Annotated in this window: 17 protein-coding genes; 9 read left to right on the top strand and 8 right to left on the bottom strand. The window is 68.2% G+C overall.

The window, feature by feature from the left end; genetic code table 11:
- Positions 1-94: 94 nt before the first annotated feature.
- Positions 95-520: a VOC family protein gene (locus ACFYPG_RS25680; RefSeq protein WP_387354132.1), complete on the top strand. Its 426-nt coding sequence runs from the start codon at positions 95-97 to the stop codon at positions 518-520.
- Positions 521-530: 10 nt separating this feature from the next.
- Here ACFYPG_RS25680 and ACFYPG_RS25675 read toward each other — a convergent pair whose 3' ends face one another.
- On the bottom strand, positions 531-1745 hold the full coding sequence (locus ACFYPG_RS25675) for an aromatic acid exporter family protein (protein ID WP_387354131.1): 1215 nt from the start codon (positions 1743-1745) through the stop codon (positions 531-533).
- A 57-nt stretch (positions 1746-1802) separates the two neighbouring features.
- A complete protein-coding gene (locus ACFYPG_RS25670) occupies positions 1803-2099 on the bottom strand; it encodes a DUF6582 domain-containing protein (RefSeq protein ID WP_355005386.1) in 297 nt (98 codons plus the stop codon).
- Between the two features lie 281 nt (positions 2100-2380).
- On the opposite strand from ACFYPG_RS25670, the gene ACFYPG_RS25665 reads away from it, so the two are divergent.
- Positions 2381-3592 carry a DUF1996 domain-containing protein gene (locus tag ACFYPG_RS25665; RefSeq protein ID WP_387354130.1) on the top strand — a complete coding sequence of 404 codons (1212 nt, stop codon included), beginning with the start codon at positions 2381-2383 and terminating at the stop codon, positions 3590-3592.
- A 45-nt stretch (positions 3593-3637) separates the two neighbouring features.
- On the opposite strand, the gene ACFYPG_RS25660 is transcribed toward ACFYPG_RS25665, so the two are convergent.
- Entirely contained in the window at positions 3638-6307 is a 2670-nt protein-coding gene (locus ACFYPG_RS25660) for an RICIN domain-containing protein (protein ID WP_387354129.1), read from the bottom strand.
- Positions 6308-6700: 393 nt separating this feature from the next.
- Positions 6701-9685, bottom strand: a complete 2985-nt coding sequence (locus ACFYPG_RS25655; RefSeq protein ID WP_387354128.1) for a glycoside hydrolase family 3 C-terminal domain-containing protein — start codon at positions 9683-9685, stop codon at positions 6701-6703.
- Positions 9686-9697: 12 nt separating this feature from the next.
- On the opposite strand from ACFYPG_RS25655, the gene ACFYPG_RS25650 reads away from it, so the two are divergent.
- From ACFYPG_RS25650 to ACFYPG_RS25625, 6 genes are all read left to right on the top strand, one after another.
- On the top strand, positions 9698-9823 hold the full coding sequence (locus tag ACFYPG_RS25650; protein ID WP_387354127.1) for a hypothetical protein: 126 nt from the start codon (positions 9698-9700) through the stop codon (positions 9821-9823).
- Positions 9824-10130: 307 nt separating this feature from the next.
- Entirely contained in the window at positions 10131-13319 is a 3189-nt protein-coding gene (gene drmD / locus ACFYPG_RS25645; RefSeq protein WP_387354126.1) for a DISARM system SNF2-like helicase DrmD, read from the top strand.
- A complete protein-coding gene (locus ACFYPG_RS25640) occupies positions 13319-17464 on the top strand; it encodes an Eco57I restriction-modification methylase domain-containing protein (protein WP_387354125.1) in 4146 nt (1381 codons plus the stop codon). The genes drmD and ACFYPG_RS25640 overlap by 1 nt, the downstream gene beginning before the upstream one ends.
- 142 nt (positions 17465-17606) lie before the next feature.
- The gene (locus ACFYPG_RS25635; protein WP_387354124.1) at positions 17607-17837 is read left to right on the top strand and encodes a colicin E3/pyocin S6 family cytotoxin; all 231 of its coding nucleotides are present in this window, start codon (positions 17607-17609) and stop codon (positions 17835-17837) included.
- A complete protein-coding gene (locus ACFYPG_RS25630) occupies positions 17830-18195 on the top strand; it encodes a hypothetical protein (RefSeq protein WP_387354123.1) in 366 nt (121 codons plus the stop codon). The genes ACFYPG_RS25635 and ACFYPG_RS25630 overlap by 8 nt, the downstream gene beginning before the upstream one ends.
- 14 nt (positions 18196-18209) lie before the next feature.
- Complete coding sequence (locus ACFYPG_RS25625; RefSeq protein WP_387354122.1) at positions 18210-19214, top strand: ImmA/IrrE family metallo-endopeptidase; 1005 nt, start codon at positions 18210-18212, stop codon at positions 19212-19214.
- A 39-nt stretch (positions 19215-19253) separates the two neighbouring features.
- On the opposite strand, the gene ACFYPG_RS25620 is transcribed toward ACFYPG_RS25625, so the two are convergent.
- Together ACFYPG_RS25620 and ACFYPG_RS25615 are read right to left on the bottom strand one after the other, a co-directional pair.
- Positions 19254-19457: a DUF397 domain-containing protein gene (locus tag ACFYPG_RS25620; RefSeq protein WP_387354121.1), complete on the bottom strand. Its 204-nt coding sequence runs from the start codon at positions 19455-19457 to the stop codon at positions 19254-19256.
- Entirely contained in the window at positions 19454-20278 is an 825-nt protein-coding gene (locus tag ACFYPG_RS25615; protein WP_387354120.1) for a DUF5753 domain-containing protein, read from the bottom strand. The genes ACFYPG_RS25620 and ACFYPG_RS25615 overlap by 4 nt, the downstream gene beginning before the upstream one ends.
- A gap of 201 nt (positions 20279-20479) precedes the next feature.
- On the opposite strand from ACFYPG_RS25615, the gene ACFYPG_RS25610 reads away from it, so the two are divergent.
- Positions 20480-20860, top strand: a complete 381-nt coding sequence (locus ACFYPG_RS25610) for a hypothetical protein (RefSeq protein WP_387354119.1) — start codon at positions 20480-20482, stop codon at positions 20858-20860.
- Here the strand turns inward: ACFYPG_RS25610 and ACFYPG_RS25605 are convergent.
- A complete protein-coding gene (locus tag ACFYPG_RS25605) occupies positions 20836-21756 on the bottom strand; it encodes a hypothetical protein (RefSeq protein ID WP_387354118.1) in 921 nt (306 codons plus the stop codon). The genes ACFYPG_RS25610 and ACFYPG_RS25605 overlap by 25 nt on opposite strands.
- 13 nt (positions 21757-21769) lie before the next feature.
- Positions 21770-22903 carry a DUF3696 domain-containing protein gene (locus ACFYPG_RS25600; protein ID WP_387354117.1) on the bottom strand — a complete coding sequence of 378 codons (1134 nt, stop codon included), beginning with the start codon at positions 22901-22903 and terminating at the stop codon, positions 21770-21772.
- Positions 22904-22914: the final 11 nt, after the last annotated feature.

Raw genomic sequence — 22914 nt, 5'->3', positions numbered from 1 at the left:
CCGACACGGTCGAGACCCACAGCTCATTGCGGAAGCGAAGCCTCCGCAGCGGTCGATACCGTCACCACCAACGACATCGACGAGAGGACACCCGATGAGCCTGCGAGGATTCGCCACACTGAACATCTGGGCGGACGACGTGGCAGCGGCCACGGCCTGGTACGCGGACTTCCTCGGGATCGAGGCGTACTTCATGCGCCCCGGCCCCGACGGACGCCCGGCCTACACCGAGTTCCGCATCGGGGACTACCAGGCCGAGCTGGGCATCATCGACAGTAGGTACGCGCCGGCCGGCGCGGCGACCGGGCCCGGCGGCGCGGTCATGCACTGGTGCGTCGACGACCTCGAGGCGACAGTCGAGCGGCTGTTGGCGATGGGTGCCACGGAATACCAGCCGATCACCCCGCACGGGGACGAGGGGTTCGTCACGGCGGCGGTGGTCGACCCGTTCGGCAACGTGCTGGGGGTCATGAAGAACCCGCACTACCTCGACGTCCTCGCCTCGCTCACGACGACCTGACGCGCCGGGCTCAGCCCCACTCGTCCGGGTCCGCCGTCCGCCGCACCAGCTCCGCCGCCCGGTCGGCATCCAACCCGCTGGCGATGAGCAGGTCCTGTGCCGCCGTACGGAACTCACCGGCGGCGATCATGCCGGAGTAGCCCAACCGGTGGGTGTGCGGGCGGGTCGGATCCGGTGCGGCTGCCCCCTGCGCCTTCCCGACCAGCTCGACGGCCGCCAGGATCTGTTGGCGGGCCTCCCGTGGTTCCTCCCGTGCGCGGATCGCGCATCTGAGGGTCTGCACGCTCGTCGCCAGCAGGTCGATCGCCGCGGGATACTCCTCGGATATCGGCTCGTCGTCCCTAAGTGCTTTCGTGAGCCGCCTCGCGATGGACCGGCAGCTGTGCAGGCTGCGCTCCATGTGGCGGACGGCTTCGGTGTAGAAGGCCAGGGATGGTCGTTCACGCCAGCGCAGTGGTGCCAGTCGGACCACCTCCTGCGCAGCGTCGAGCCCTTCGTCCAGCGCGGTCAGTCGAGGGCTGAGCGTCCGCAGCGCGCCCAGACCCCGCTGGGCCGCGCCGAGATCGCGTTGGCGGAGCGCTGCGGCCAGGTCGTGCAGGGCGGTGACGGCCGGGTCGAGAACAGGTTCGGCCAACCGTTTGACGGTCCGCTGCGGGTGGACGGGCACCAGCAGCAGACCGACCGCCAGGCCGATCAACCCGCCGACAGCGGCGTCGACGAAACGGGGCACGGACAGGTCCCGTACCGGCGGTTCCAGGGTGGCGATGAGCACAGCGGTGCCGCCGGCCTGGGTGAGCAGCGAACCGCCGCCCTTGAGCAGTACCGCGATGATGATCGCCAGCACGACGACCACACCGGTCTGCCAGGCCCCGATGCCGAAGAACGGCATGAGCGTGTCACCGACGGCGAGCCCCAGGACCACCCCGACCAGCAGTTCGATGGTGCGCCGCAGGCGTGAGCCCATCGAGGCGGCCACGATGCCGACCGCCGTGGTGGGCGCGAGGACCGGGGTGGGATTGCCCAGGAACTGGAACACCACGAACCAGGCCAGCGCCGCCGCGAGGCCGGCCTGCACGGACAGCAACCCGTAGAGGCGGAGTCGCCAGGCGCGGGTGCGCAGCCCATGGCGCACCCGCTCGCGCAGGCCGTCCCACCTGCGGCCGGCCCGGGACCCCTCACGCGGGGACGGGTCGCCGCCGGTTGCTGGCTGCTGCTTCGCGGGCATCCGCGCCGCTTACCCAGGGCGGGCGTCCCTATCCGGCGGGTGCGCGGCCAGAACCGGTCAGTGGGCCGGATTCGGTGTGTGCGGAAGTTTGCCGAGTTGACGCCAGTTCGTCTCCGCGACCTCGACATCGTAGTGGGCGGCGGCGGCGAGGATGTTCTGAAATGCCAGGTCACGCTCCTTGTCGGTAACGCCCTGGACCTGGTCGAACCGGGCGATGGCGTTACGGACGTGGCCCGCGTCGGTCATCGGCTCCTTGCGTTTGTCGGGGAACGCGAAAACGCTCTCCGGCAACTCGCGCTTGTCCTTGTCCGACAGGCCACCGTGTTTCTCGTGGGGTTTCCAGGTCGACGTCATCCCCCACCGGTACCCGCCAACTGGCCGGTAGCACCTCGCGCGCGGACATTTCCGCTGCTGACCGCTCACCACCACAAGATCCGTACCATGCGACCGACGTGGGTGCGGCCGAAGCCCTTGCCCAGCGGTCCTTTGTGGAGCGCGAGCATGGCCGGCATGGATATCCACAACCTTCTTTAAGGAAGGTTTAGGAAGCTGTCGGTCGTGATCGGGAAGCGCCTACCATACGGCGGCCGTGGCCGTCCGGGTCAGCGCCGTCGTCAGCTCGTTGGGAGTGACCCGTGTCGTACGCCTCGTTGCCCGAACCGGACGCGAGCCAACCGCCGCCCCGTCACCGCCCGCCGAGCTGGTTCACCCGCACCAGACTGGGCGCGGCCGCGGGAGCCGCAGTCGCGCTCGTCATCGCCGCCGGAGGCGTGTACCTGGCCAGTGGCGACGTGACGCCCGAGCCGTCGAACGCGGCCAACGCCCTCGAATACCCGTCGCCACCGGCCGGGCAGCCGGCGTCGCCCGGGTTGGCGGCATCGACCGCCGCGACGCCGTTGGCCGCCACGACACCGCCGACCGGCGCGACACCGTCGACCACTGCCGCGCCGAAGGCCCCGGCAACCGGCTGGATTCCGGTCGACCGGGCGACCTGGAAGGCGCAGGCCGACGCGTACCGGGCGTTGAAGATCGACCCCGTTCCGTCCGGGGTGGGCAACCTCCCGGAGTTCCGGGCCGACTGCCAGTACAGCCACCGGCTTCCGGACGACCCGATCGTCGCCCCCGGCCTACCAGGCGCGTCACACATGCACTCGTTCGTCGGCAACAAGGCCGTCGATGCGAGCACCGTCGCCGGCGACCTGACGAAGTTCACGGCCACCTCCTGCAAGCCCGTCCAGGACCACTCCGCCTACTGGGTGCCCACGCTCTACGACAACGCGACGGGAAAGCCGGTCGAGACCACCGGGTTCCGGGTCTACTACCGCTCGCTGGCCAAGAACTCGACAGGCCAGATGCCGATGCCCAACGGCCTGCGCATGATCTCCGGCGACGCCAAGAAGAAGAAGCCGACCCCGCGGGGCGCGACCGGCCAGTTCTACTGCGCCTTCTACGGCCCGGGCGACCTCGACGGCATCGCCCGCAGCACCAACGGCAACTGGCCCATCTGCGGGGGCGACGCGACGCTGCACTTCATGATGCAGTTCCCCGACTGCTGGGACGGCAAGCACCTGGACAGCCCCAACCACAAGGACCATGTGGCGTACGGCGGCGGCAACGGCTGCCCGACCAGCCACCCGGTCCGGATCCCGGCGATCACCTTCGACATCCAGTACCCGGCGAAGGGCACCCCGGCGGGCTACTACCTCTCCTCCGACAAGGAGGGTAAGAGCGCCTCGTCGATGCACGGCGACGCGTTCGTGATGTGGGACGTCGACACCATGAACAAGCGCACCAGGAACTGTGTCCAGGGACGCCGGACCTGCGACAACTACGGTTACCAGAAATAGCCGGGGCCAGGCCCGTGTCGGCCTGGCCCCGGGGTTCTGGGTAGGTCAGCTACGCAGCGTCCACTGCTGGTTCGCACCACCGTTGCAGGACCAGAGGATCATCTTTGTGCCGTTGGCGGTGGCGGCGCCGTTCGCGTCGAGGCAGAGCCCCGACTGGGCGTTCGTGATGGTGCCGTTGCTGTTGACGTTCCACTGCTGGTTCGTGCCGCCGTGGCAGTCCCAGATGATGACCTGGGTGCCGTTGGCCGTGCCGTTCCCGGACGCGTCCAGGCACTTGTTGCCGTAGACGGTCAGTTGCCTGCTGCTGGTGGCGGTCCACCGCTGGTTCGTGCCGCTCCCGCAGTCGTAGAGCTGCACCTGGGTGCCGTTCGTGGTCGACGAGTTCGGCACCTCGACACAGCGGCCGGACTGGCCACCCACGAGCTGCCCCTGCCCCGTACCGCTGCCGCCGCCCTGCTGCTGCCGGACGATGAATGTCGACTCGGCCGACCGGTTGCCCTGTGCGTCGACGACGTACAGGCGGTACTCGCCCTGAGTGGTCGGTACGGCGATGGACGTCGCGTTGCCGGCCGCCCTGGTCATCGTCGCCCCGGCGGTGAAGGTGGTGGTGCCGGACGGTGCCAGCCAGACCGACTTGGTGGCGTCGCCGGTGCTCCGGATCGGGATCGACGCCGTGGCACTGGCGACGAACGTGCTGGCCGGCAGCACGTAGTTCGGCGCGGAGAAGTTGCTCGCCGGGATGATGTCCCGGTAGGCGTCCTCAAGGCCGGAGTTCGCCGCGATGCTGTACGCCGCCGCCGGCCAGACGTAGTCGGAGGAGACGAGGATGTCGGCGACCGTACTGTTCGGCAGGTTCTTGTTGGAGACCTTGTTGATCGGGCCGTAGATCTGGGTGATGCTCAGGTCGTGCTTGCGCCCGAAGTCGTCTGAATTGATCATCCAGGTGACGTTCTTGTCGATGCTCAGCACGTTGTCCCGGAAGGTGATGAAGGCCGATCCCTCGTCCGGGTGCAGTCCGTACTTGTGGCCCGAGGGCACGCCCTGGAGATAGTTGTTGGTGATCGTCGTCCCGGGCTGGCTGCCGAGCGTGTAGATCGGCGCGGTGTCACTCAGGCGCTGCACCGTGTCGATGATGTGGTTGTAGCTGATGGTGTTGTTTCTCGCCGTCGTGGTGGGTCGGTTGGGCTGGATCGAACCCGACGACCCGTCGAAGTTCCACCAGCCCCAGCCGAGCGTGATGCCCGACCACGGGGCCTTCTCGATCCGGTTGCGCTGGATGGTGAGGGTGTCGGCGAAGTACGCCGAGATGGGGCTGTGCCCGTTGAACAGGACGGCGCTGTCGTACAGGTAGTTGTTCTTGATGTCGATGTTCTTCGGCAGCCCCTCGACCGACGCGGAGTACTTCTCCCGGTTGGTCGACGTGCCGTCGCCGATGTAGACGTGCTGGGGATGACCGACATTGATGGCCGACCCCGCGATGTCGTTGGTGGCGTTCCCGATCAACTGGGTGCCCTGCACGTCGTTGACCATGCTGATGCCGTCCGCGCCGGTGTGCTCGATCCGGTTGCGTTGCAGCAGGAGGCCGTCGGCGTTCTGGATCTGGATGATGCCGGGGGTGACATCCACGTTGCGGTAGTGGTAGACGTGGAAGTTGCCCTTCGCGTACACCTGGGCGCCGAGGTTGCCCTGCTGCGCCTGCTTGAAGGACGAGCCGGCGACGTTGAACAGGTTCCAGTCCGAGTGCCGCACCGTCAGACCGGAGAACGTGATGTTGCGGGCATGGCTTGACGTCGAGGTGCCGGCCACGCGCAGCACTGTGGTGACGTTGTTCGGCGCGTAGACCGTGGCTGTCGACATGTTCTCGGCACTGGCCTTGTAGTAGTAGACCGTCTTGGTGCCCTTGTCGAAGTAGAACTCACCCGGCGCGTCCAGGAACTCGTACGCGTTCATGAGTTTGTGAGTGCCGCCGACCTGGGCGTTGCCGTTGAACGCGCCCTGCGCGATGGCCGCACCCGGCTGCTGGAAGAGAGCGACCCGGCTCCCGCCGTCGGTGGTCACCTGTCGGACGCCGACGATGGCAGTGGTCCAGGTCGTGCCCGTCTCGATCTCGATGTCGTCCTGGTTGCGCGCGATGGCGGGGAAGTCGCTCTGGTTGTACCTGGCGCCGTCACACTGCGACCCCGACTCCCAGGCCCACGCGGCCTGGTTGGCCGTGATGTTGTACGTCCCGAAGCACCCGCCCGAGCTGATCGTCTTCGTCGCCATGACAGCGCGCTTGTCGTTGACGTAGAGCGCCCGCAGCTTGTTGGCGCGGTCCAGCGGCGCCTTCCAGATGTTGCCGCTGTGCTGGGTCCACCCGGTCACCTGGACGCCACCGTCAAGGACCGGCTTCTCGTTGGCGTAGGCCCCGTAGCTGATCCGGTATCCGTTGGTGCCGGAGTCGCTCGACCCGAATTCGATGGTGCTGGTCACCGGATAGGTGCCGCCCCGGAGGAGGACGTTGACGTCGCCGGTCAGGTTCCCGCTTATCGTTCGAACGACGTCCCGTGCACGTTGGATCGTCTTGAACGGCGACTGCAACGTTCCCGGATTGGCGTCGTTACCGTCCGGGGCGACATAGTAGGTCGCCTGGACCGCGGCCGAGGCCGGGAGTTGGTTTGTCAGCACTGCCGGCAGTGTGGCGGCGACAAGCGCCGCCGCCACCAACACTGACATTCGAGCGGTGGATAAGGCTGACTTCACGTCTGTTCCTCTCACTGGTCGTCGATGTGGTGCCCAAAGTGCGTATCGAGCGACGAGTAGGGAACAGCGACGCCACGAAGGGCCGGCGGGGATTTCCGTCGCCCCGACCGCACTCTTTGTTAACCGCCCCGAAATGCTTACTGGGAGCGTAGGTCACACGTCTGACCAATGCAACAGTCAATCGGGGAGCGTCTATACAGAAATGCCCACGGACCGGGCAGATCAACCATGTCGCCCGGACACCCCTGATCATGTCGTCCGACGAATCCACAGTGCTGCGACGACGTCACCGCCGAGCACCGAGCCGGCACGCGGCCCGAGCCAGGTCGGGGCCGGGTCGACGATCGACCCGGCCCCGACCTCCGGTCAGCTGATGGAGAACTCCGCCAGCCGCAGCGGGGAGTCGAACACCAGGTACACGTCGTGGGTACCGACGACCCGGGCCAACTCGGTGCTGGCGCTGACGTACCGGTAGTCGTCAGCGGTGCTGGGCACTGTTGCCGTGCCGAGCAGCCGGCCGGTGGGCGACCCCATCCGGATCTGGATCGTGCCGGCACCCGCACCGGCCTTGGCGACCTTCGCGGTGAAGGTGCGCTCGCCGGCACGCAGCGCGGAACCGTCGAAGGAGATCCACTGACCGGCGGCGGTGGCACCGACCGCCGTACCGCGGGGTTTCGTCTCGTCGACGAGCCGGACACCCGCGTACCTGTCGAAGTTCTCCGCCCGGGTGGGCCGGGACAGGTCGCGGGCCGGGATGGTCTCACCGCGGACCCGGACCGCGGCGCGGGCGCGGATGTCCTCGACGGACGCCCCGATCATCAGGTCGTGGACTGACGACTCGACCACCCACCTGCTGCGGGTGACGTCCCAGTGCGCCAGATCCGCGGCGGGCAGGCGCAGGGTCACCGTACGGGTCTGCCCAGGCGCGAGTTTCACCTGCTGGAACGCCTTGAGCTGGCGGATCGGGGTGGTGTCCCGCGAGGTGCGCTGGTGGGTGTAGAGCTGAACGACCTCGGTCCCGGTCCGGCTGCCGACGTTCGTCACGTCGACACTGGCCGTGATGGTGCCGTCGGCCGCCACCGACTGGGCGCCGGCACGCAGCTGGCCGTACCGGAAGCGGGTGTACGACAGCCCGTGGCCGAACGGGTAGAGCGGCCTCGCGCGGTTGTAGAGGTAGGTCTGCCCGGACGAGATGATGTCGTACTCCAGAAGGTCCGGCGGTAGTTGCGAGTCCGAGCGGTACCAGGTCTGGGTGAGCCGGCCGGACGGGTTACGGTCGCCGAAGAGGACGTCGGCGATGGCGTGACCGGTCTCCGCGCCCGCGTGGGTGGTCCAGACGATGGCCGGTACGTGCTCCTGCTCCCATCGGATGGTGACCGGGTAGCTGGTCTGGAGCACGAGCACGGTCCGCGGGTTGGCCCTGACCACCGCCTTGACCAGTGCCTCCTGGCCGGCGCTCAACGCCGTCGAGGTCCGGTCGTGCGCCTCGCGACCGTTGATGAACGGGTTGCTGCCGACCACCAGCACCGCGGTGTCGGCCGCCTTGGCTGCCGCCACGGCCCGGTCGATGCCGCTGCTGATCAGGTTGCGACTGAAGTGGGTCGCGGCGTCCGGGGTCGATGCGCCGAGCTTGAGGGCGCCGTCGTCGCCGACCGTCACGTACGTGTCGGCGCCGAACCAGCTCTCGGTGGTCTCGTAGCCGACGTAGCGCAGCACCACAGTTCCGTCGGCCTGCGGCTCCAGCTTGAACTGCTGCTGCACGTACCAGCCGTTCGGCTGCTCGTCGCGGGTGATGAACGGCCCCCAGTTGTAGCCGAGGTAGCGGCCGCTGGCGGCGTTGCGCAACGTCACCACGTCCTGCCCCCAGTCGACCACGTCGAACTGGGCGACGAGCGCCGGGACGGCACCGGTCCCGAGGACCGGGTCGGCGTCGGTGGTGCCGGTGGCAGAGACGTACCGGCCGGTCGACACGTCCTTGAGCGCGATCCGGTCCGCCCCGTCGAGCCCGCGCACACTGGCCGAGCTGCCCAGCCGTTCGCGGATGCCGTCGAGCGCGGTCACCTGGTAGGGCAGGTCGCCGCCGTACCAGTCCGAGTAGAGGGTGTCGGCCAACGGGCCGAGCACCGCCACCTTGCGGGTCCGGGCCGGGTCCAGCGGTAGCGCCTGCCGCTCGTTCTTCAGCAGCACCATCGCCTCGCCGGCGGCCTGCCGGGCCAACCGCTGGTGTTCGGGGCTGTTGATGACGTCCGGGGTGATGCCGCCGTGCCGGCCGCCACCCGGGTCGAACTCACCCAGCCGGAATCGGATGTCGAGGATCTCGCGGATCCGGGCGTCGATGTCGGCCTCGGTCAGCAGACCGGCGGCGAGGGCCTGCTTGATCGCGGTGATGGTCGGCTGCGCGTTCGTGTCGTCGGTGATGAAGCTGCTCAGGCCGGCCTTGATGATCGCCGCGTTGCCCTCGGCCTGGGTGGCGTAGTACTTCTGGGTGTTGACGAGGTTGTTCGGCGCCCAGGCGTCGGTGACGTTCATCAGCGGCCTGTCGGTCCAGTCCCGGAACACCGTCATCGGGTCCGGGTCCACTGTCGCCGGACGACCGTTGACCAGGTTGTACGACGCCATCACCCCGGTCGCCGCACCGGCCGTGATGGCCGGCTTGAAGGCCGCGCGGTCGTACTCGTTGAGCACCCGAGGTGGCACGTTCGAGGAGGTCACGTCGCGTCGGACCTCGTTGTTGTAGGCCAGGTAGTGCTTGAGGGTCGGCGCGCTCTTCAGGTGGTTCGGGTCACCGCCGGTCATTCCCGATCCGTACGCGGTGGAGATCTTCGCGGTGAGCAGCGGGTCCTCGGAGTAGCCCTCCTCGTTGCGGCCCCACCGGGGGTCGCGCAGCAGGTTGACCACCGGTGCCCAGAGGTTGAGCCCCCAGACCCGGGGATTCTGCGCGTGGTAGCCGCGCGCCTCGTCCCCGACGGCCGAACCGACCTGCCGGATCAGGTCGGTGTTCCAGGTGCTCGCCATGCCCACCGGCTGTGGGAAGGCGGTGCCGCGAGCCTTGACCACCGCGCCGTTGTTGTCGATGTCGGTGGACCAGGCCACCCCGTGCAGCGCCTCGGTGCCGGTCTTGAACAGGCCGATGCCCAGCCGGGGAATGGCGGGCTGGTACTGGTGCAGCCAGGAGATCTTCTCGTCCTGCGTGAGCCGGCCGAGCAGGTCGTCGACCCTGACGTTCACGGGCAGGCTGGGATCTCGGAACGGGTAGGTGGGTTCGGCGAGCGCGGTGCCGGGAACGGCCGGTAGGGCTAGCAGGGCGAGCGCGAGCGCGGTGATTCCGCGCCGAAGGCGCCAGTTCCGCATGCGGTTCTCCTCATGTCGTACGACAGGCGCCCAGCGGACGCCGAGGCCGGCGTGACCAGGCTCGACACCCGGCTGACGGGCCTGAACGACGAATCGTCGAAGCGCTTCGACGACCCGGCCGCGTCACCACGGCCATGATTGTTGTGATCCGCGCAACTATAGATGCACGCCAATGACTCGGCAATACCGGGCATGAAGGGTTCCGGCATGCCCAAAAAGGGTCGCGCTCGGCCTCGCGGAGGTCGTCCGCCAGCTCGGCGGTCTGTCGGTTAGCCGATCGAGACTGGATTCCGAGGTTTCCTATGTGGATCGTGGGACGATCCAATGTAGATCTTTGTACTACCTTCATCCCTGCCGCCCGAGCGTCCACCGCCACACGGATCGCTCGATGAGTCAGGGATGACGCCTTCAGAGGGCTAAGGAGCGCACCGATGGTTCGACCCGAATGACCATGGAGACCGACAGTCCTCCGGCGCCGGGCCAGCTCGTCACGGTGCGCAACCGACGCTGGGTCGTCGCCGACGTCGTCCGCAGCGAGGTGACCAGTGGTGATCCGCACGTCTTCACCGGTGTCGCCCCGCACCTGGCCACCCTGGTCAGCATCGAGGACGACGCCCGCGACGAGGAGCTGCGGGTCATCTGGGAGCTGGAGCCGGGGCGACTGGTGCACGACAGCGCCACGCTGCCGGACCCCAGGCACGGGTTCGACGATCCCGGGCAGCTGGCGGCCTTCCTGGATGCGGTGCGCTGGGGTGCCATCGCCTCCGCCGACCGTACCGCCCTTCAAGCCCCGTTCCGCTCCGGCATCGAGATCGAGGACTACCAGCTCGACCCGGTGGTCCGTGCGCTGTCGATGCCGCGGACGAACCTGCTGATCGCCGATGACGTCGGCCTCGGCAAGACCATTGAAGCCGGGCTGGTGATGCAGGAGCTGATGCTGCGGCACCGGGCCCGCACCATGATGATCGTCTGCCCGGCCGGTCTGACCCGACAGTGGCGCGACGAGATGCGCGACAAGTTCGGCCTCGACTTCCGGATCGTCGACGCGCCCCTGCTGCGGGAGCTGCGCCGCGCCCGGGGTCTCTATACCAACCCGTGGACGCACTATCCCAGGTTGATCGTCAGCGTGGACTGGCTCAAGCGGGACCGGCCGATGCGGCTGCTCCGCGAGGTGCTGCCGGCGACGCCGCGCTATCCGCGCAGCTTCGACTTGCTGGTGGTGGACGAGGTGCACACCTGTGCGCCGTCCGGCCGGGGCCGGTACGCGGTGGATTCGCAGCGTACGAGGGCGATCCGGGCTCTCGCCCCGCACTGCGAGCACCGGCTGTTCCTCTCCGCCACCCCACACAACGGTTTCACCGAGTCGTTCACCGCGCTGCTGGAGCTCCTCGACGATCAGCGGTTCGCCCGGGGCGTCAAGCCGACCGAAGAGCAGTTGGCCCGGGTGATGGTGCGGCGGCTCAAGAGCGAGCTGCCGCCGCGGTGGGACGGCACTCCCCGGTTCCCGGCGCGGCACCTCAACTACCTGGAGGTCGACTACCCGGCTGCCGAACAGCACGCTCACGACCTGCTGAGCCGGTATGCGGCGAGCCGTCGGGCGAGTTCGGAGGGCCGGGCCGGAGAGATCGCCGCTGATTTCGTCACCACCCTGCTCAAGCGTCGGCTCTTCTCGTCGCCGAAGGCGTTCGCCGAGACGGTGGAGACCCACCTGGCGACGATGACCGCCCGGGACCAGCCCGACCCCGGCGGGCCGGCGCGTGGGGCGGATCCGGTGGCCGGTGAGAAGGTCCTGCAACCGGTGATCGACCGGTTGGCCGAGACGGCCGAGGACGACACCGCCTATGCCAGCGCCGAGGCTGACGCCCTGAGCACCGTCCGCCACTACGCGGCCCCGCTGTCGACCGAGGAGCGGGCGCTCCTCGGCGACCTGCGCACCTGGGCCCGTTCCGCCCAGGACCGGCCGGATGCCAAGCTCGCCGCGCTGCACCGCTGGCTGGATCCGATTGTGCGACCCGACGGTGAGTGGTCCGCCGCACGTGTGATCATCTTCACCGAGTACCGCGACACCCAGCGCTGGCTGCACGACCGGCTGCTCAGCGCGGGCTACCCGCCGGAGCGGATCGCCCTGCTCTACGGCGGGCAGGATCCCGACGAGCGGGAACACGTCAAGAACGTCTTCACGGAGCATCCCGACCTCGACGACGTCCGGGTCCTGCTCGCCACCGACGCCGCCAGCGAGGGCATCAACCTGCAACGGCACTGTCACCGGCTGCTGCACTGGGAGATCCCGTGGAATCCCAACCGTCTCGAGCAGCGCAACGGCCGGATCGACAGGCACGGTCAGCGGGCCGCCCGGGTGGAGGTGCTGCACTTCGTGCCAGCCGGTTGGCAACAGGTCGACTACACCACCGGTTCGCTGGAGGACGAGCTGGCGTTCCTGCGGGTGGCGGTGGAGAAGGTCGAGGCGATCCGCACCGACCTGGGCAGCGCCGGTGAGGTGATCGCCGCCCAGGTCGAGCGGAAGATGACCGGTAAGCAGACCGACTGGCGGGTCACCGACGTCGAGATCGACCGGCGGGCGAGTCGGGCCCGGCTTCGGGTGGAGCGCGACCTGGCCCGGGACCTGCAACGACTCACCGACACGTTGAAGGGGAGCCGGGCGGAGCTGAACCTCACCCCGGTCACCGTGGAACGGGTGGTCCGTACCGGGCTGCTGCTGGCCCACCGCCGGGACCTGATCGACGCGCCGACCCCGGCGGGCGCGTCGGGCGCCTGGTTCCGCCTGCCGGAACTGCCGGGCGCGTGGGCTGCCGCCCGCAACGACGGGTTGCTGCATCCGGTGACCGGCCGGGAACGCCCGATCACCTTCGACCCGGATGTGACGGTGGGCCGCACCGACGTGGTGCTCATGCACCTCGGCCACCGGTTGGTGCAGATGTGCCTACGCCTGCTCCGGGCCGAACTGTGGGCCCAGGCCCGGGGCGGGGTCGGGTCCGGCGGGGCGAAACTCAGTCGGGTCACCGCCCGGGTGGTGCCGGGTGACCTGTTGCGTACCCCGGCGCTGGTCGCCCACGGCCGCGTGGTCGTCACCGGCGCGGAGGGCACGCGGTTACACGAGGAGATCGTGACCGCCGGTGGCCCGCTCGAGGGTGGAAAGCTCACCCGGGCCCGCCAGGAGGTGCTGGAGTCCCTACTCGCCGCCGCGACCGACGAGGTCCCCGCCGAGCAGGTCCAGCAGAGCCTGACCGAGCTGTGGCCGACGCTGAACGGGCCGCTGGCACGGGCCCTCGGCACCCGCGCCGACCAACGCGCCCGCAGCCTGCACGGGCTGCTCGCCCGCCGCTGCGAGGAGGAGGTCACCGCGGTCGGCGCGGTGTTGACCGAGCTGGAAACCTCGATCCGGAGCAAGCTCGCCGACGAGCCGCACTGGGAGCAGACCACCCTGTTCACCGTCGAGCGCGACCAGTTGCACGCCGACCGGGACGCGCTCAAGGCCCGGCTGCGCGACATCCCGGCGCAGCGCGAGCGGGAGAGCGACGCCCTGCGCCGCCGTTACGCCGACCCGACGGCCCGCTGGTTCCCGGCCGCTGTCACCTTCCTGGTCCCCGCGTCCCTGGCCCGAGGTGCCCGCTGATGCCCGCCATCCCCCGCCAGTCCCGAGGAACGTCCCGCCGTGCGGGCACCGGCCACCGCCCGGCCGGACCACCCGCGCAGCGGGCCCGACCGGCCGCGCTGAGCATCGCCGAACAGCACGCCGAGTGGCTGGGCCTGCTGCGCCCGGAGGGGCCGTTCCTGACGGTGCCGGTGCTCGTCGAGGTGCTGCCACACGGCCTGGACACCGTGCCGGACGACATCCGCGACCGGATCCGCCGGGGCTGGGCCGAGGTGCAGGCCGCCCCGGACCTGCTCGGCCCGGCGTGGGTCGAGCTGGTCCTCGGCGAGCTGTTGGGCTATCCGGCCAGCGCCCGTGCCGACGGTGCGCACGGGGCCATCGGCGTCGATGGTTACCGGCCGGACGCGGTGCTGTCCGGTCCGCGACCCGGCGGCGGCAGTGCGGCCCGGCTGCACGTCCACCGGCTGCCTTTCGCGGCACCGCTCACCCTCGCCCGCGGTGACCGGCCGGCTGCCGTCGAGCAGGCCGCCCAGGTGTGCCGGGACACCGGCGTGCCGCTGGCGCTGGTGACAAACGGCCAGCACTGGGCACTGGTGCACGCCCGCCGGGGTGAGCCGACCGGGGTGGGTGTCTTCGACGCCGATCTGTGGCTGGAGGAGCCGGCGCTGCTGCGCGGCTTCGCGACCCTACTCGCCGCGTCCCGGGTGCTGATTGCGCCGACCGACGCCGACGGCCGCCCGTCGACCGGCCTCGCCGGGTTGTTCGCCCGTAGTGCGGAGGCGCTCACCAAGATCACCACCACCCTGGGCGACCAGGTCCGTCGGGCGGTGGAGCTCTTCGTCGGCGAGCTGGCCCGGCTGGACCGGGAAGCCGATGGCCTGCTGCTCGGCAAGGTCAGCGACCGGGAGATCTACCGGGGGTCGCTGACCGTACTGATGCGCCTGGTCTTTCTGCTCTACGCCGAGGAGCAGCGGCTGTTGCCCGTGGCCGACCCGCTCTACGCGCAGGCGTACGGAGCGGCCACCCTGCACGGTCAGCTCGGCGCGGCCCGTGACCTGCACGGTGACGAGGTTGGCGATCGGCGTACCGCCGCTTGGCCCCGACTGCTCGCCCTCTTCGCCGCGGTGCACGGCGGCTCCGAGCACCCCGACCTGCGGATCCCCGCCCACGGCGGGTCGCTGTTCGACCCCGAGCGGTTCCCCTGGCTGGTCGACGCGGCGGTCACCGACCGGGTGGTACACGAGATGTTGGACGCCCTGCTGGTGCTGCGGCACCGGGGCCGGGCCGCCGAGCAGCTCAGCTATTCCAGCCTCGGCGTGGAGCAGCTCGGCCACGTCTACGAGGGTCTGCTGGAGTTCTCCTGCGCCCGGGTGCGGGAACCGCACGTCGGTCTGCTCGGCAAGCGCGAGCCGGAGCTGCCGCTGGCCGAGTTGGAGGCCGCCGCCGCCCAGGGTGAGACGGAGCTGGGGGTCTGGCTAATCGCCCGGTGCGACCTCACCCCCCGACAGGTGGCGAAGGCCAGGGTCGCGACGCCCGCGCCGCACCAGCTCGCCGCGCTGCACGCGGCCTGTGACAACGACGCCGACCTGACCGATCGGGTACGCCCCTTCTGGGGCCTGCTCCGCACCGACCTGCGGGACCTGCCCACTGTCTTTCCCGCCGGCTCGGTGCTGTTCACCCAGTTCGGCGACCGGCGCAACACCGGCACCCACTACACCCCACGCGAGCTGGCCGAGGAGGTCGTCCGGCACACCCTCGCCCCGCTCTGCTTCGCTCCCGGCCCCGCGCAGGGCGTCACCGACGAGGGGGTGTGGCGGGCCAAGACGGCCGACGAGTTGTTACGGCTGAAGGTGCTCGACCCTGCGATGGGCTCCGGGGCGTTCCTGGTGGCTGCCTGCCGTTACCTCGCCGAGGTGGTGGTGCGGGCCTGGCAGCGGGACGGGCTTCCCGCTGAGCTCGCCGACCTGGCCAACGGCAACCCGGACCGGGAGGAGCTGCTGCTCACGGCTCGCCGTCTGGTCGCCGCCCGCTGCCTCTACGGGGTGGACCGCGACGACATGGCGGTGGAATTGGCGAAGCTGTCGCTGTGGCTGGTGACCCTGGCGAAGGGGAAGCCGTTCGGTTTTCTCGACCACGCGCTCCGCTGCGGCGACTCGCTGGTCGGCATCACCTCCGTCGATCAGCTCACCGCCTTCCACCTCGACCCGAAGGCGGGGCGTTTCCAGCACAGCCGGTTCTTCGGCGACCTGGTCGGCCGGTTACACCGGACGGTCGACGAGATGACCAGGCTGCGCGTGTCGATCGGCGCGACAGTGGTGGAGGACACCCGGGACGCCGCCGACAAGGCCGCCACGCTCGCCGAGGTCGACCAGCTCGGCCAGGGCCTGCGGCTGGCCGCCGACGCGGTGGTCGGCGCGGCGCTCTCCACCGCCGTCCGCCCCCAGCGCCGCCCGTGGGACCCGGAAGACGACACCGAGGACCCGGAGAGCAAGTACGACGGCCGCCTACTCGGCATCAGCGACGACGTGTACGGGCTGCTCGACGGACCGTACGACGCGGAGCTGGAGCAGCGGGTCGAGATCACCGTCGCCGGCTGGTTGCGCGGTTCCCGGTCGGTACCGATCCGGCCGCTGCACTGGCCGTTGGAGTTCCCCGAGGTGGTCAACCGCGCCGGCTTCGACGCCGTCATCGGCAATCCGCCGTTCATCGGTGGCCAGCGCCTGACCGGGGCGATCGGGTCGGACGTCCGCGAATACCTGGTCGAGCGGGTCGGCCGGGGCAAGCGGGGCAGCGCCGACCTGTGCTCCTACTTCCTGCTGCGCAACCTGAGCGTCACCGGCAAGGGGCGGGTCGGCATCATCGCCACCAACACGATCGCCCAGGGCGACACCCGGGAGGTCGGACTCGATCAGGCCGTAGACCTGGGCTGGACGGTCTACCGGGCGAACAAGTCCCAGCCCTGGCCGGGCACCGCCTCGCTGGAGGTCTCCCTGTTGTGGGTAGGCCACACCGCCGCCGACGAGCAGCCGATCCTGGACGGACACTCGGTGCCGGGCATCACCCCGTCCCTGGACGCCCGGTCCCGGGTCACCGGCAACCCGTACCGCCTGGCCGCCAACGCCGCCCAGTCATACATCGGCTCCTACGTCCTGGGCACCGGCTTCCTGCTGGAACCCGAGCAGGCGCAGGAGCTCATCGCCCAGGACTCGCGCAACGAGGACGTGCTGTTTCCCTACCTCAACGGGGAGGACCTGAACGGGCGGCCCGACTGCTCGGCCCGCCGCTGGGTCATCAACTTCCACAACTGGCCGCTCGAACGCGCCCAGGAATACCCCGACTGCTTCGCCATAGTCGAACGAGAGGTCAAGCCGGAGAGACTGCGCAACAAATACAGCACCAGCGCCCGTGAACGATGGTGGCAGTATGAGCGAAGGCGACCTGAGCTCTACTCGGCCATCGAAGGGCTCGACCGGGTGTTGGTCATTGCTCTGGTGAGCAAGACCGGCCTGCCGTTGCTCGTACCGACCGGGCAGGTGTTCGCGCATAAGCTGGGCGTCGTCGCCACGGACATGCCAGCCCACCTGTCTCTACTTTCAAGCGCCCTGCACGTCGCGTGGGCTTGGAAGAACTCGTCGACCATGAAGGCGGACCTGAACTACGCACCGTCGGATGTCTACGAGACGTTACCTCAGCCGAAGGCGACCGAGCGGATGACGCAGGTCGGGGCGGAGTTGGACTCGTACCGCCGGTCGGTGATGTTGGGGCGGGAGCTGGGGCTGACGAAGCTCTACAACCTGGTGCACGACGAGCAGGTCACCAGCGCCGACATCCGCCGCCTGCGGGAGATCCACGTCGAGATCGACGAGGCGGTGACCGAGGCGTACCGCTTCGACCTGACGCTGGGGCACGGGTTCCACCGGACCCGACAGGGCACCCGGCACACCATCGACCCGAAGGCCCAGGTCGACGTGCTGGATCTGCTCCTCGAACTCAACCACCAGCGCCACGAGGAAGAACAGCCCCAACAAACCGCCCGCCGCAAGCCCCGGAAGCCGACGAAGGCCGTTCCACGACCCCGATCAGCAGACGCGCCGACAGACGACCCGGCATCGATCGGGCCAGCTCTTGACGGCGGGCTATTCCCCCTGCCCGGTGCCCTGTTCTAAGCATTGGTGTCGGAAGTCTGACAAATATCACCTCTCAGGGTGTTCGCGCGCCATTAAGCACCGAAGGTCCCGTATCGCTACAGTCTGAGGTTCGGGTTGGCGCGCGCACTACCACCGCGGTTGCATCGGAGTCATACTGACCTTGACGTACACACCCCTGCCCAGACCCTGCATCGTAGATGATCTAGAGCACTTGGGAGCACGCAACGGAGTTCGTCGGTGGCGAGATCGAGCCGGACGCATTTTCACCTATGATGGCCAGCACTGCGAGCTAGAGGTTTTCAATTCCCGTGGCCGCCATATTGGCGTCGCGGACGTACACACTGGAGAGTTCATCAAGCCGGCGGTCAGAGGAAGGAAGATCGATGTTTAAGCTTCTGCAGAGAAAGCGATCCGACGATCGATCTACCTTCGTCGACGACGTGCTGCGGGGCGCGGCAACTCTCGACCAAATCGACGACTATATCGATCGGTGGCATGATTCACCGGCCGGAAGCCCGGCTTCATCCATGGAGCTCCACGAGTTCCTGGGAATGACGTGGGAAGAATATCGAACCTGGGGCGAGCGTCCCGAATCTCTCCGTTTCATCATGGCCGCCCATCGGGCGAGGAAACCGCTTCCGGAGATCCTCCGTGCTGACCGAGCACTGGGCGCAGCCGCACGATCGAGCAACACGACTGATGCGGAGCAGGTGCTTGCCTGGCTAAAGTCACGAGGACGAATCGGATAGTTGTAGATCGACAAATGAAAGAGACTGACCTCGGACTTTGGTCTACCCGAAGCCCTGACGAACCCGCAAAGTCCCTCGCTTCGGCCATCGTTGAACGATACAACCTCGATCCTCCGGTCAACATAAAAGCGCTCATCCAAGGCTGCGCAGATCTCCACTTCGAGGACTGGCCATTCACTGGCTGCGACGCATTGGTCCACGATCTGCACCTGCCGCGACCGCAGGTTTTCGTGCGCAGCGGACTACCTCGACGCCGGGAAATGCTCACTCTCGCCCACGAGTACGGCCACATCAAGATGGGCTGGCACTACGGGACAGTGGGGTGTCAGGCTATAGTCGGACCGACCGAAGAGGTTTCCAGCCCCACACACGACGTGGGTGATCAGGAGCGCGAAGCGACACGCTTCGCCAGCTATCTTCTCATCCCCGACCGCCACATCCTGCCACTGATCAACAGTACCGACATGGGGCTCATCCTTGCCGGCCTGGACCGCACAGGCGTCTCTGCGGATGCCGCATTCATGCGGCTGCGCAGCCTCCTTCAGCCCGGCTTCCTGTTCACCTTCCAGGTCCAGGCTGAACGACGTGTCTACTCGTCGCCGGGCACCATTGCGCCCGCAGCATCTGGTGAGCTTCAATTGCAGGCCCTGAGAGAATCATCGGCGGGCTCGGGTGTGGCTTCTGTCGGCGGCCGGCGGGTCGAGTGGTTCAGGTTGACAGATTTCGCAGCATTCACGCGCGCGCCCGGTTTTTACTCGGCGACCGACCTGCTGCGATCGGCGATAGCCGCGCACGAAAGCAACCCGAATCTTCAACAAAAGCTGCTTCTCAGCATTAACGGAGTGGTCGGGGGCAGCCTCTCCGCCGAACGCGCAAGGCGTCCCGAACAGGCGCTAGCGCTACTTCGTCACAAGTTCGACGGCAAGCCGGAATTTCAAGAGGTCGTGAACCACCCCAACTTCGGCCTCTATCTGCGGCGCAAGGTGGAGGAGTGGGCTGTCAAGCGAGGGCTTCTCTGATGCGATCGCTCCGCCCATCGGATGCAAGGGTGGTGGTCGTCAGCTCGTCGCGCCACCCTTGAGGCCGGTCAGGAAGCTGGCCCAGGAGCGGCCGTCGAAGGCGAGCGCCGGGCCACTGCGGTCCTTGGTGTCCCGGACGCCCACCACGCCACCGACGAACCGCACCTCGACGCAGTTGGCGTTGTTGGAGCTGCGGGAGGATTTGAACCAGCTCTCCCCAGGAGTGCGGTCTGACGGGGTCACGTCATCTCCTTGGCGATCCGACGAATCAGGCTGAGCGATTCGTCGGAGCTTAACGCGCGCTCCCATGCCTCGGCGAACGTCACTTGGTAGTCGGTTACCCGGATGGACTGGTCGATGATGTCGATCGAGGTCAGCACCTCCTGCCAGACCAGGTCGGGCAACCTGGGCGACGGGAACGACAGGATCTGGAAGGAGCCACCGAGCGCAGGGTGCGCGCCAGCGGAGAACGGCAGCACCCGGATCTCGATCTGCCCCGGCCGCTCGGTCGCCAGTCCGGCAAGATGATCAAGTTGGCCGCGCATCACAGCCGCTCCACCAACCTGCTGGCGTAGCGTTCCCTCACCAAGCAGCGCAGTCAAGCGCATCGGGTTGTCGGCAAACAGTCGCGCCTGCCTGGACATCCGCGCGGTCACTCTTCTGTCGACCTCGGTGAGCCGAATCGTCGTGGTGCCTCCGGCGATGACCGCTCGGGCATACTCCTCGGTCTGCATCAGACCGTGTATCAGCTCGTTGTCGTAGTAGCGGATTCGGTTGGCGCCGGCCTCGTAACCGAGGAACCGGAGGAACTCGGCCGGAAAGAGCTGGGAATACTCGTACCACCAGCCACGCTGGCTCGCGCCGGCACGCAACTCCTCCAACTCGGCCGCTTCCTCGGGCTCCAGCTCGTAGACCTTCACGACCTGCGCCAGCCGGGAGGCCGGAAGCTTCACTCTGCCCGCCTCCACTCCGGAGACGTACGCCTGAATGATGCCGATGGCGCGACCAGCCGCCGCCGCAGTCAAACCGATCTCTTCGCGGCGCTGGCGCAACCGCAGACCCATCTCCCACGCTTGCACGACGGGCGAAAGCTCCTGGCGTACCGGAGACCTACGCGACCCGGACGTGCCTGACGGCGTAAGGGGCATCGCCCCTCCTTCCACTCAAGGAACTCTCAGTGCCTTGACCGCTACCCTTGATATCAAAGTCTATGCGGTGCATCCTCGTCAAGGGATCCCCTATCGTCGATGATCCGAGGAGGCAACATGTTCAACCAGGTCAGGTGGCGTTGCCAGGAGCCGCAGGTGCGGCACGCGTTCTCGCTCTGCCGGATCGTCGACGCCGGCAACCCCGACCAGTGGTACGACCTGCTCGGTGTCATCCGGGTGCCGGTCGACCGGCTGGCCCCCGACAAGCTGCACGACCGGCTACGTCCCTGGGCGCTGGCCACCCTCGCGGCCGGTGGGTACGGCTTCGGCCGCTACTACGCGTGCTACTCCACCCTCGACGAGGACGACGAACCCGACAAGGCCATCACGAACGAGGACATCGACTGGTCCGGCAGCGCCGTCCTGGTCCCCGCGGATCCTCAGCCCGGTCGCACGTTGGCTACGGATGGCGGTCAGCCGAGCTTGGCTCCGATGTAGGCGATCACGAGCTGCTGGTGGGCGCCGTCCATGCGGAAGTGCAACCTCCCCGCACCCGGCGTGAAGCGCGCGTGCCAGTCGAAGACCCTCGTCGTGCCGTCGGTATCGACGAATCGGCACAGCGCCTTACGGGTGTCGCTCTCCGGCGTCACCTTGCTCCGCCAGCGCGGGCCGGCCTCGATCGCCGGCACCCAGGCTGCGGCCGTCAGCTCAAGCTCGGCGAGCCGCTCCTTCACCGGCTGGAGCCAGGCCGACCTGAGCCGGAGCAGGTCGTCGGCAACGCTGGGCAGAAAGCGCAGGTGCGGAAAGATGTCCTCGCGCGCCTCCCAGAGCTTGGCTCCAGAGTGGATTCGGGTCAGCTCCGAGTCGCAGAGCCACTGCTGATGCTCGTCGACGTGCCCGGGCCGGCAGGCGTGCCGCACGCCCACCTCCGCGCGGGTAAGCACTATGGCGCCCGCGTCGTCCTCGGCGAGGCCGTGCTGACTCAGGCGCAGCAGTGTCTCGTCCCACAGTTGTGCCAGCGGTAGGCTGACCGCCAGCCCACCCACCTGGTGGGCGGTGCCCAGCCCCTCGGCCGGCTGCTCTCCGTGGAAGTACTCTGCCCCGTCGCGCAGGTCAGCCGGGGCAACGTCCCGGAACGGCGCGCGCTGGCGCATGCCACGGAGGTAGCGCAGCGCGTCACTATTACGCCCGTCGCCGGCCCACTCTCGGACGGAATAGTCATCGCCCAAATCGAGATCGAAGAACCGACGTTCGGTGACCAGGGCAACGTCAGTGCGGTGCTGACGGACCTTACGCAGCAGTTTCACGAGACCATGCAGTGAATCCGAGATATCCTCGCGCCGCGCCTTGGTTTCCCGATAGGAAAGTTCGTTCAGCACCAACAGCAAGGACAAGATTCACTCCTCGTCAGTCGAGCAGACGATCGAGCGCCCTGTCCCACTCGTCGAAGAAGCCCCTTGGCCATTGCGACAACATGCCATCGGGGTCAATCTCGGGAGAGCTGACCTCGATCTCACCGTCGTCGTTCCGGTCGAAATAATGCAACGCCACGTGATCGGGCGTCAACACCCCGTCCTTAACGGCCAGTCGTACGCCGTTGAGCACATGGTCACTGTGGCTCTCGATGACCACCTGCGCGCCGGCTGCCACGGCCCGGCAGGCCAGCCGGGCGACCATCGTCTGACCCCTCGGGTGGAGATGCGCCTCCGGGTTTTCCAGCAACACCAGCCGGCCCGGGCCTGCGGAAAGGCAGGCCACAATGATCGGTAGGGCATACGTCAGGCCGAAGCCGACATTGGTGGGGCGGTAGCGGATGTTGGACGACTTGATGCCAGCCGTGCCCCCGAATCCGTAACTCAACCGCACCATGTCGGTGCCCCGCAGATCTTCGGCCCTCAGGTCGACGCCGGGGCAGATCTCCCGCAGCCACGCCTCGGTCTGATCGAGCAGGCCCGCCGACTTGGCGGCCGAATGGCGCAACTCGGGCGGGGAGATCGGGTCCTCGTTGCGGGCACGCAGGTAGTTCACCGTGTGCTCGCCACGGACTCCGAGGAACCCCCGACGCACCGCCATCTCATACGATTTCGGATAGGTCACGGCCGGCACGATTCGGTCGGCCCGCAGATATTGGAAGCCGGGCCCGAAGAGACCCGACTGCGTGGGCGGTCGCGGCAGGTCGGCGACACGCCACCCCTGCGGCACCTTGAGCAGGTCTGCCTCGCGGTCCTCGGCGGTCCGATATTCGACCCGCCACGCGCTCTCCGAGCCGTCGATCGTGGCGGCGACCCCGATGAAGACCTGGCCGCCGTGGGTCCCGTCGGCGTAGTTCTCATGCAGGACGTCCTGCCCGACGCCCAGCTCGACGAGTTCCCCATTGAGCAGCAGCCCGCCCTTGTGGTCGAGCACCCCCGCGTCGTACGACTGACGCAGCAACGCGAGCGCCTGCATCGTGGTGCTCTTGCCGGCCGCGTTCACGCCGCTGAGCAGGGTGAGCGGCCCGAGCGGGAGATCCATTTCCCGGAACGCCTTGAAGTTCTCCAACCGCAGTCGTT

Source organism: Micromonospora sp. NPDC005553, assembly GCF_042871765.1.
Taxonomy (GTDB): Bacteria; Actinomycetota; Actinomycetes; order Mycobacteriales; family Micromonosporaceae; genus Micromonospora.
This window is presented reverse-complemented; position numbering and strand designations above follow the sequence as displayed.

Bases quoted from the DNA above. Each gene is read 5' to 3' on its own strand.
- ACFYPG_RS25680 (WP_387354132.1), top strand. From the start codon at position 95: ATGAGCCTGCGAGGATTCGCCACACTGAACATCTGGGCGGACGACGTG.
- ACFYPG_RS25675 (WP_387354131.1), bottom strand. From the start codon at position 1,745: ATGCCCGCGAAGCAGCAGCCAGCAACCGGCGGCGACCCGTCCCCGCGT.
- ACFYPG_RS25670 (WP_355005386.1), bottom strand. From the start codon at position 2,099: ATGACGTCGACCTGGAAACCCCACGAGAAACACGGTGGCCTGTCGGAC.
- ACFYPG_RS25660 (WP_387354129.1), bottom strand. From the start codon at position 6,307: ATGTCAGTGTTGGTGGCGGCGGCGCTTGTCGCCGCCACACTGCCGGCA.
- ACFYPG_RS25655 (WP_387354128.1), bottom strand. From the start codon at position 9,685: ATGCGGAACTGGCGCCTTCGGCGCGGAATCACCGCGCTCGCGCTCGCC.
- ACFYPG_RS25650 (WP_387354127.1), top strand. From the start codon at position 9,698: ATGTCGTACGACAGGCGCCCAGCGGACGCCGAGGCCGGCGTGACCAGG.
- drmD (WP_387354126.1), top strand. From the start codon at position 10,131: ATGACCATGGAGACCGACAGTCCTCCGGCGCCGGGCCAGCTCGTCACG.
- ACFYPG_RS25640 (WP_387354125.1), top strand. From the start codon at position 13,319: ATGCCCGCCATCCCCCGCCAGTCCCGAGGAACGTCCCGCCGTGCGGGC.
- ACFYPG_RS25630 (WP_387354123.1), top strand. From the start codon at position 17,830: ATGTTTAAGCTTCTGCAGAGAAAGCGATCCGACGATCGATCTACCTTC.
- ACFYPG_RS25625 (WP_387354122.1), top strand. From the start codon at position 18,210: ATGAAAGAGACTGACCTCGGACTTTGGTCTACCCGAAGCCCTGACGAA.
- ACFYPG_RS25615 (WP_387354120.1), bottom strand. From the start codon at position 20,278: ATGGGTCTGCGGTTGCGCCAGCGCCGCGAAGAGATCGGTTTGACTGCG.
- ACFYPG_RS25610 (WP_387354119.1), top strand. From the start codon at position 20,480: ATGTTCAACCAGGTCAGGTGGCGTTGCCAGGAGCCGCAGGTGCGGCAC.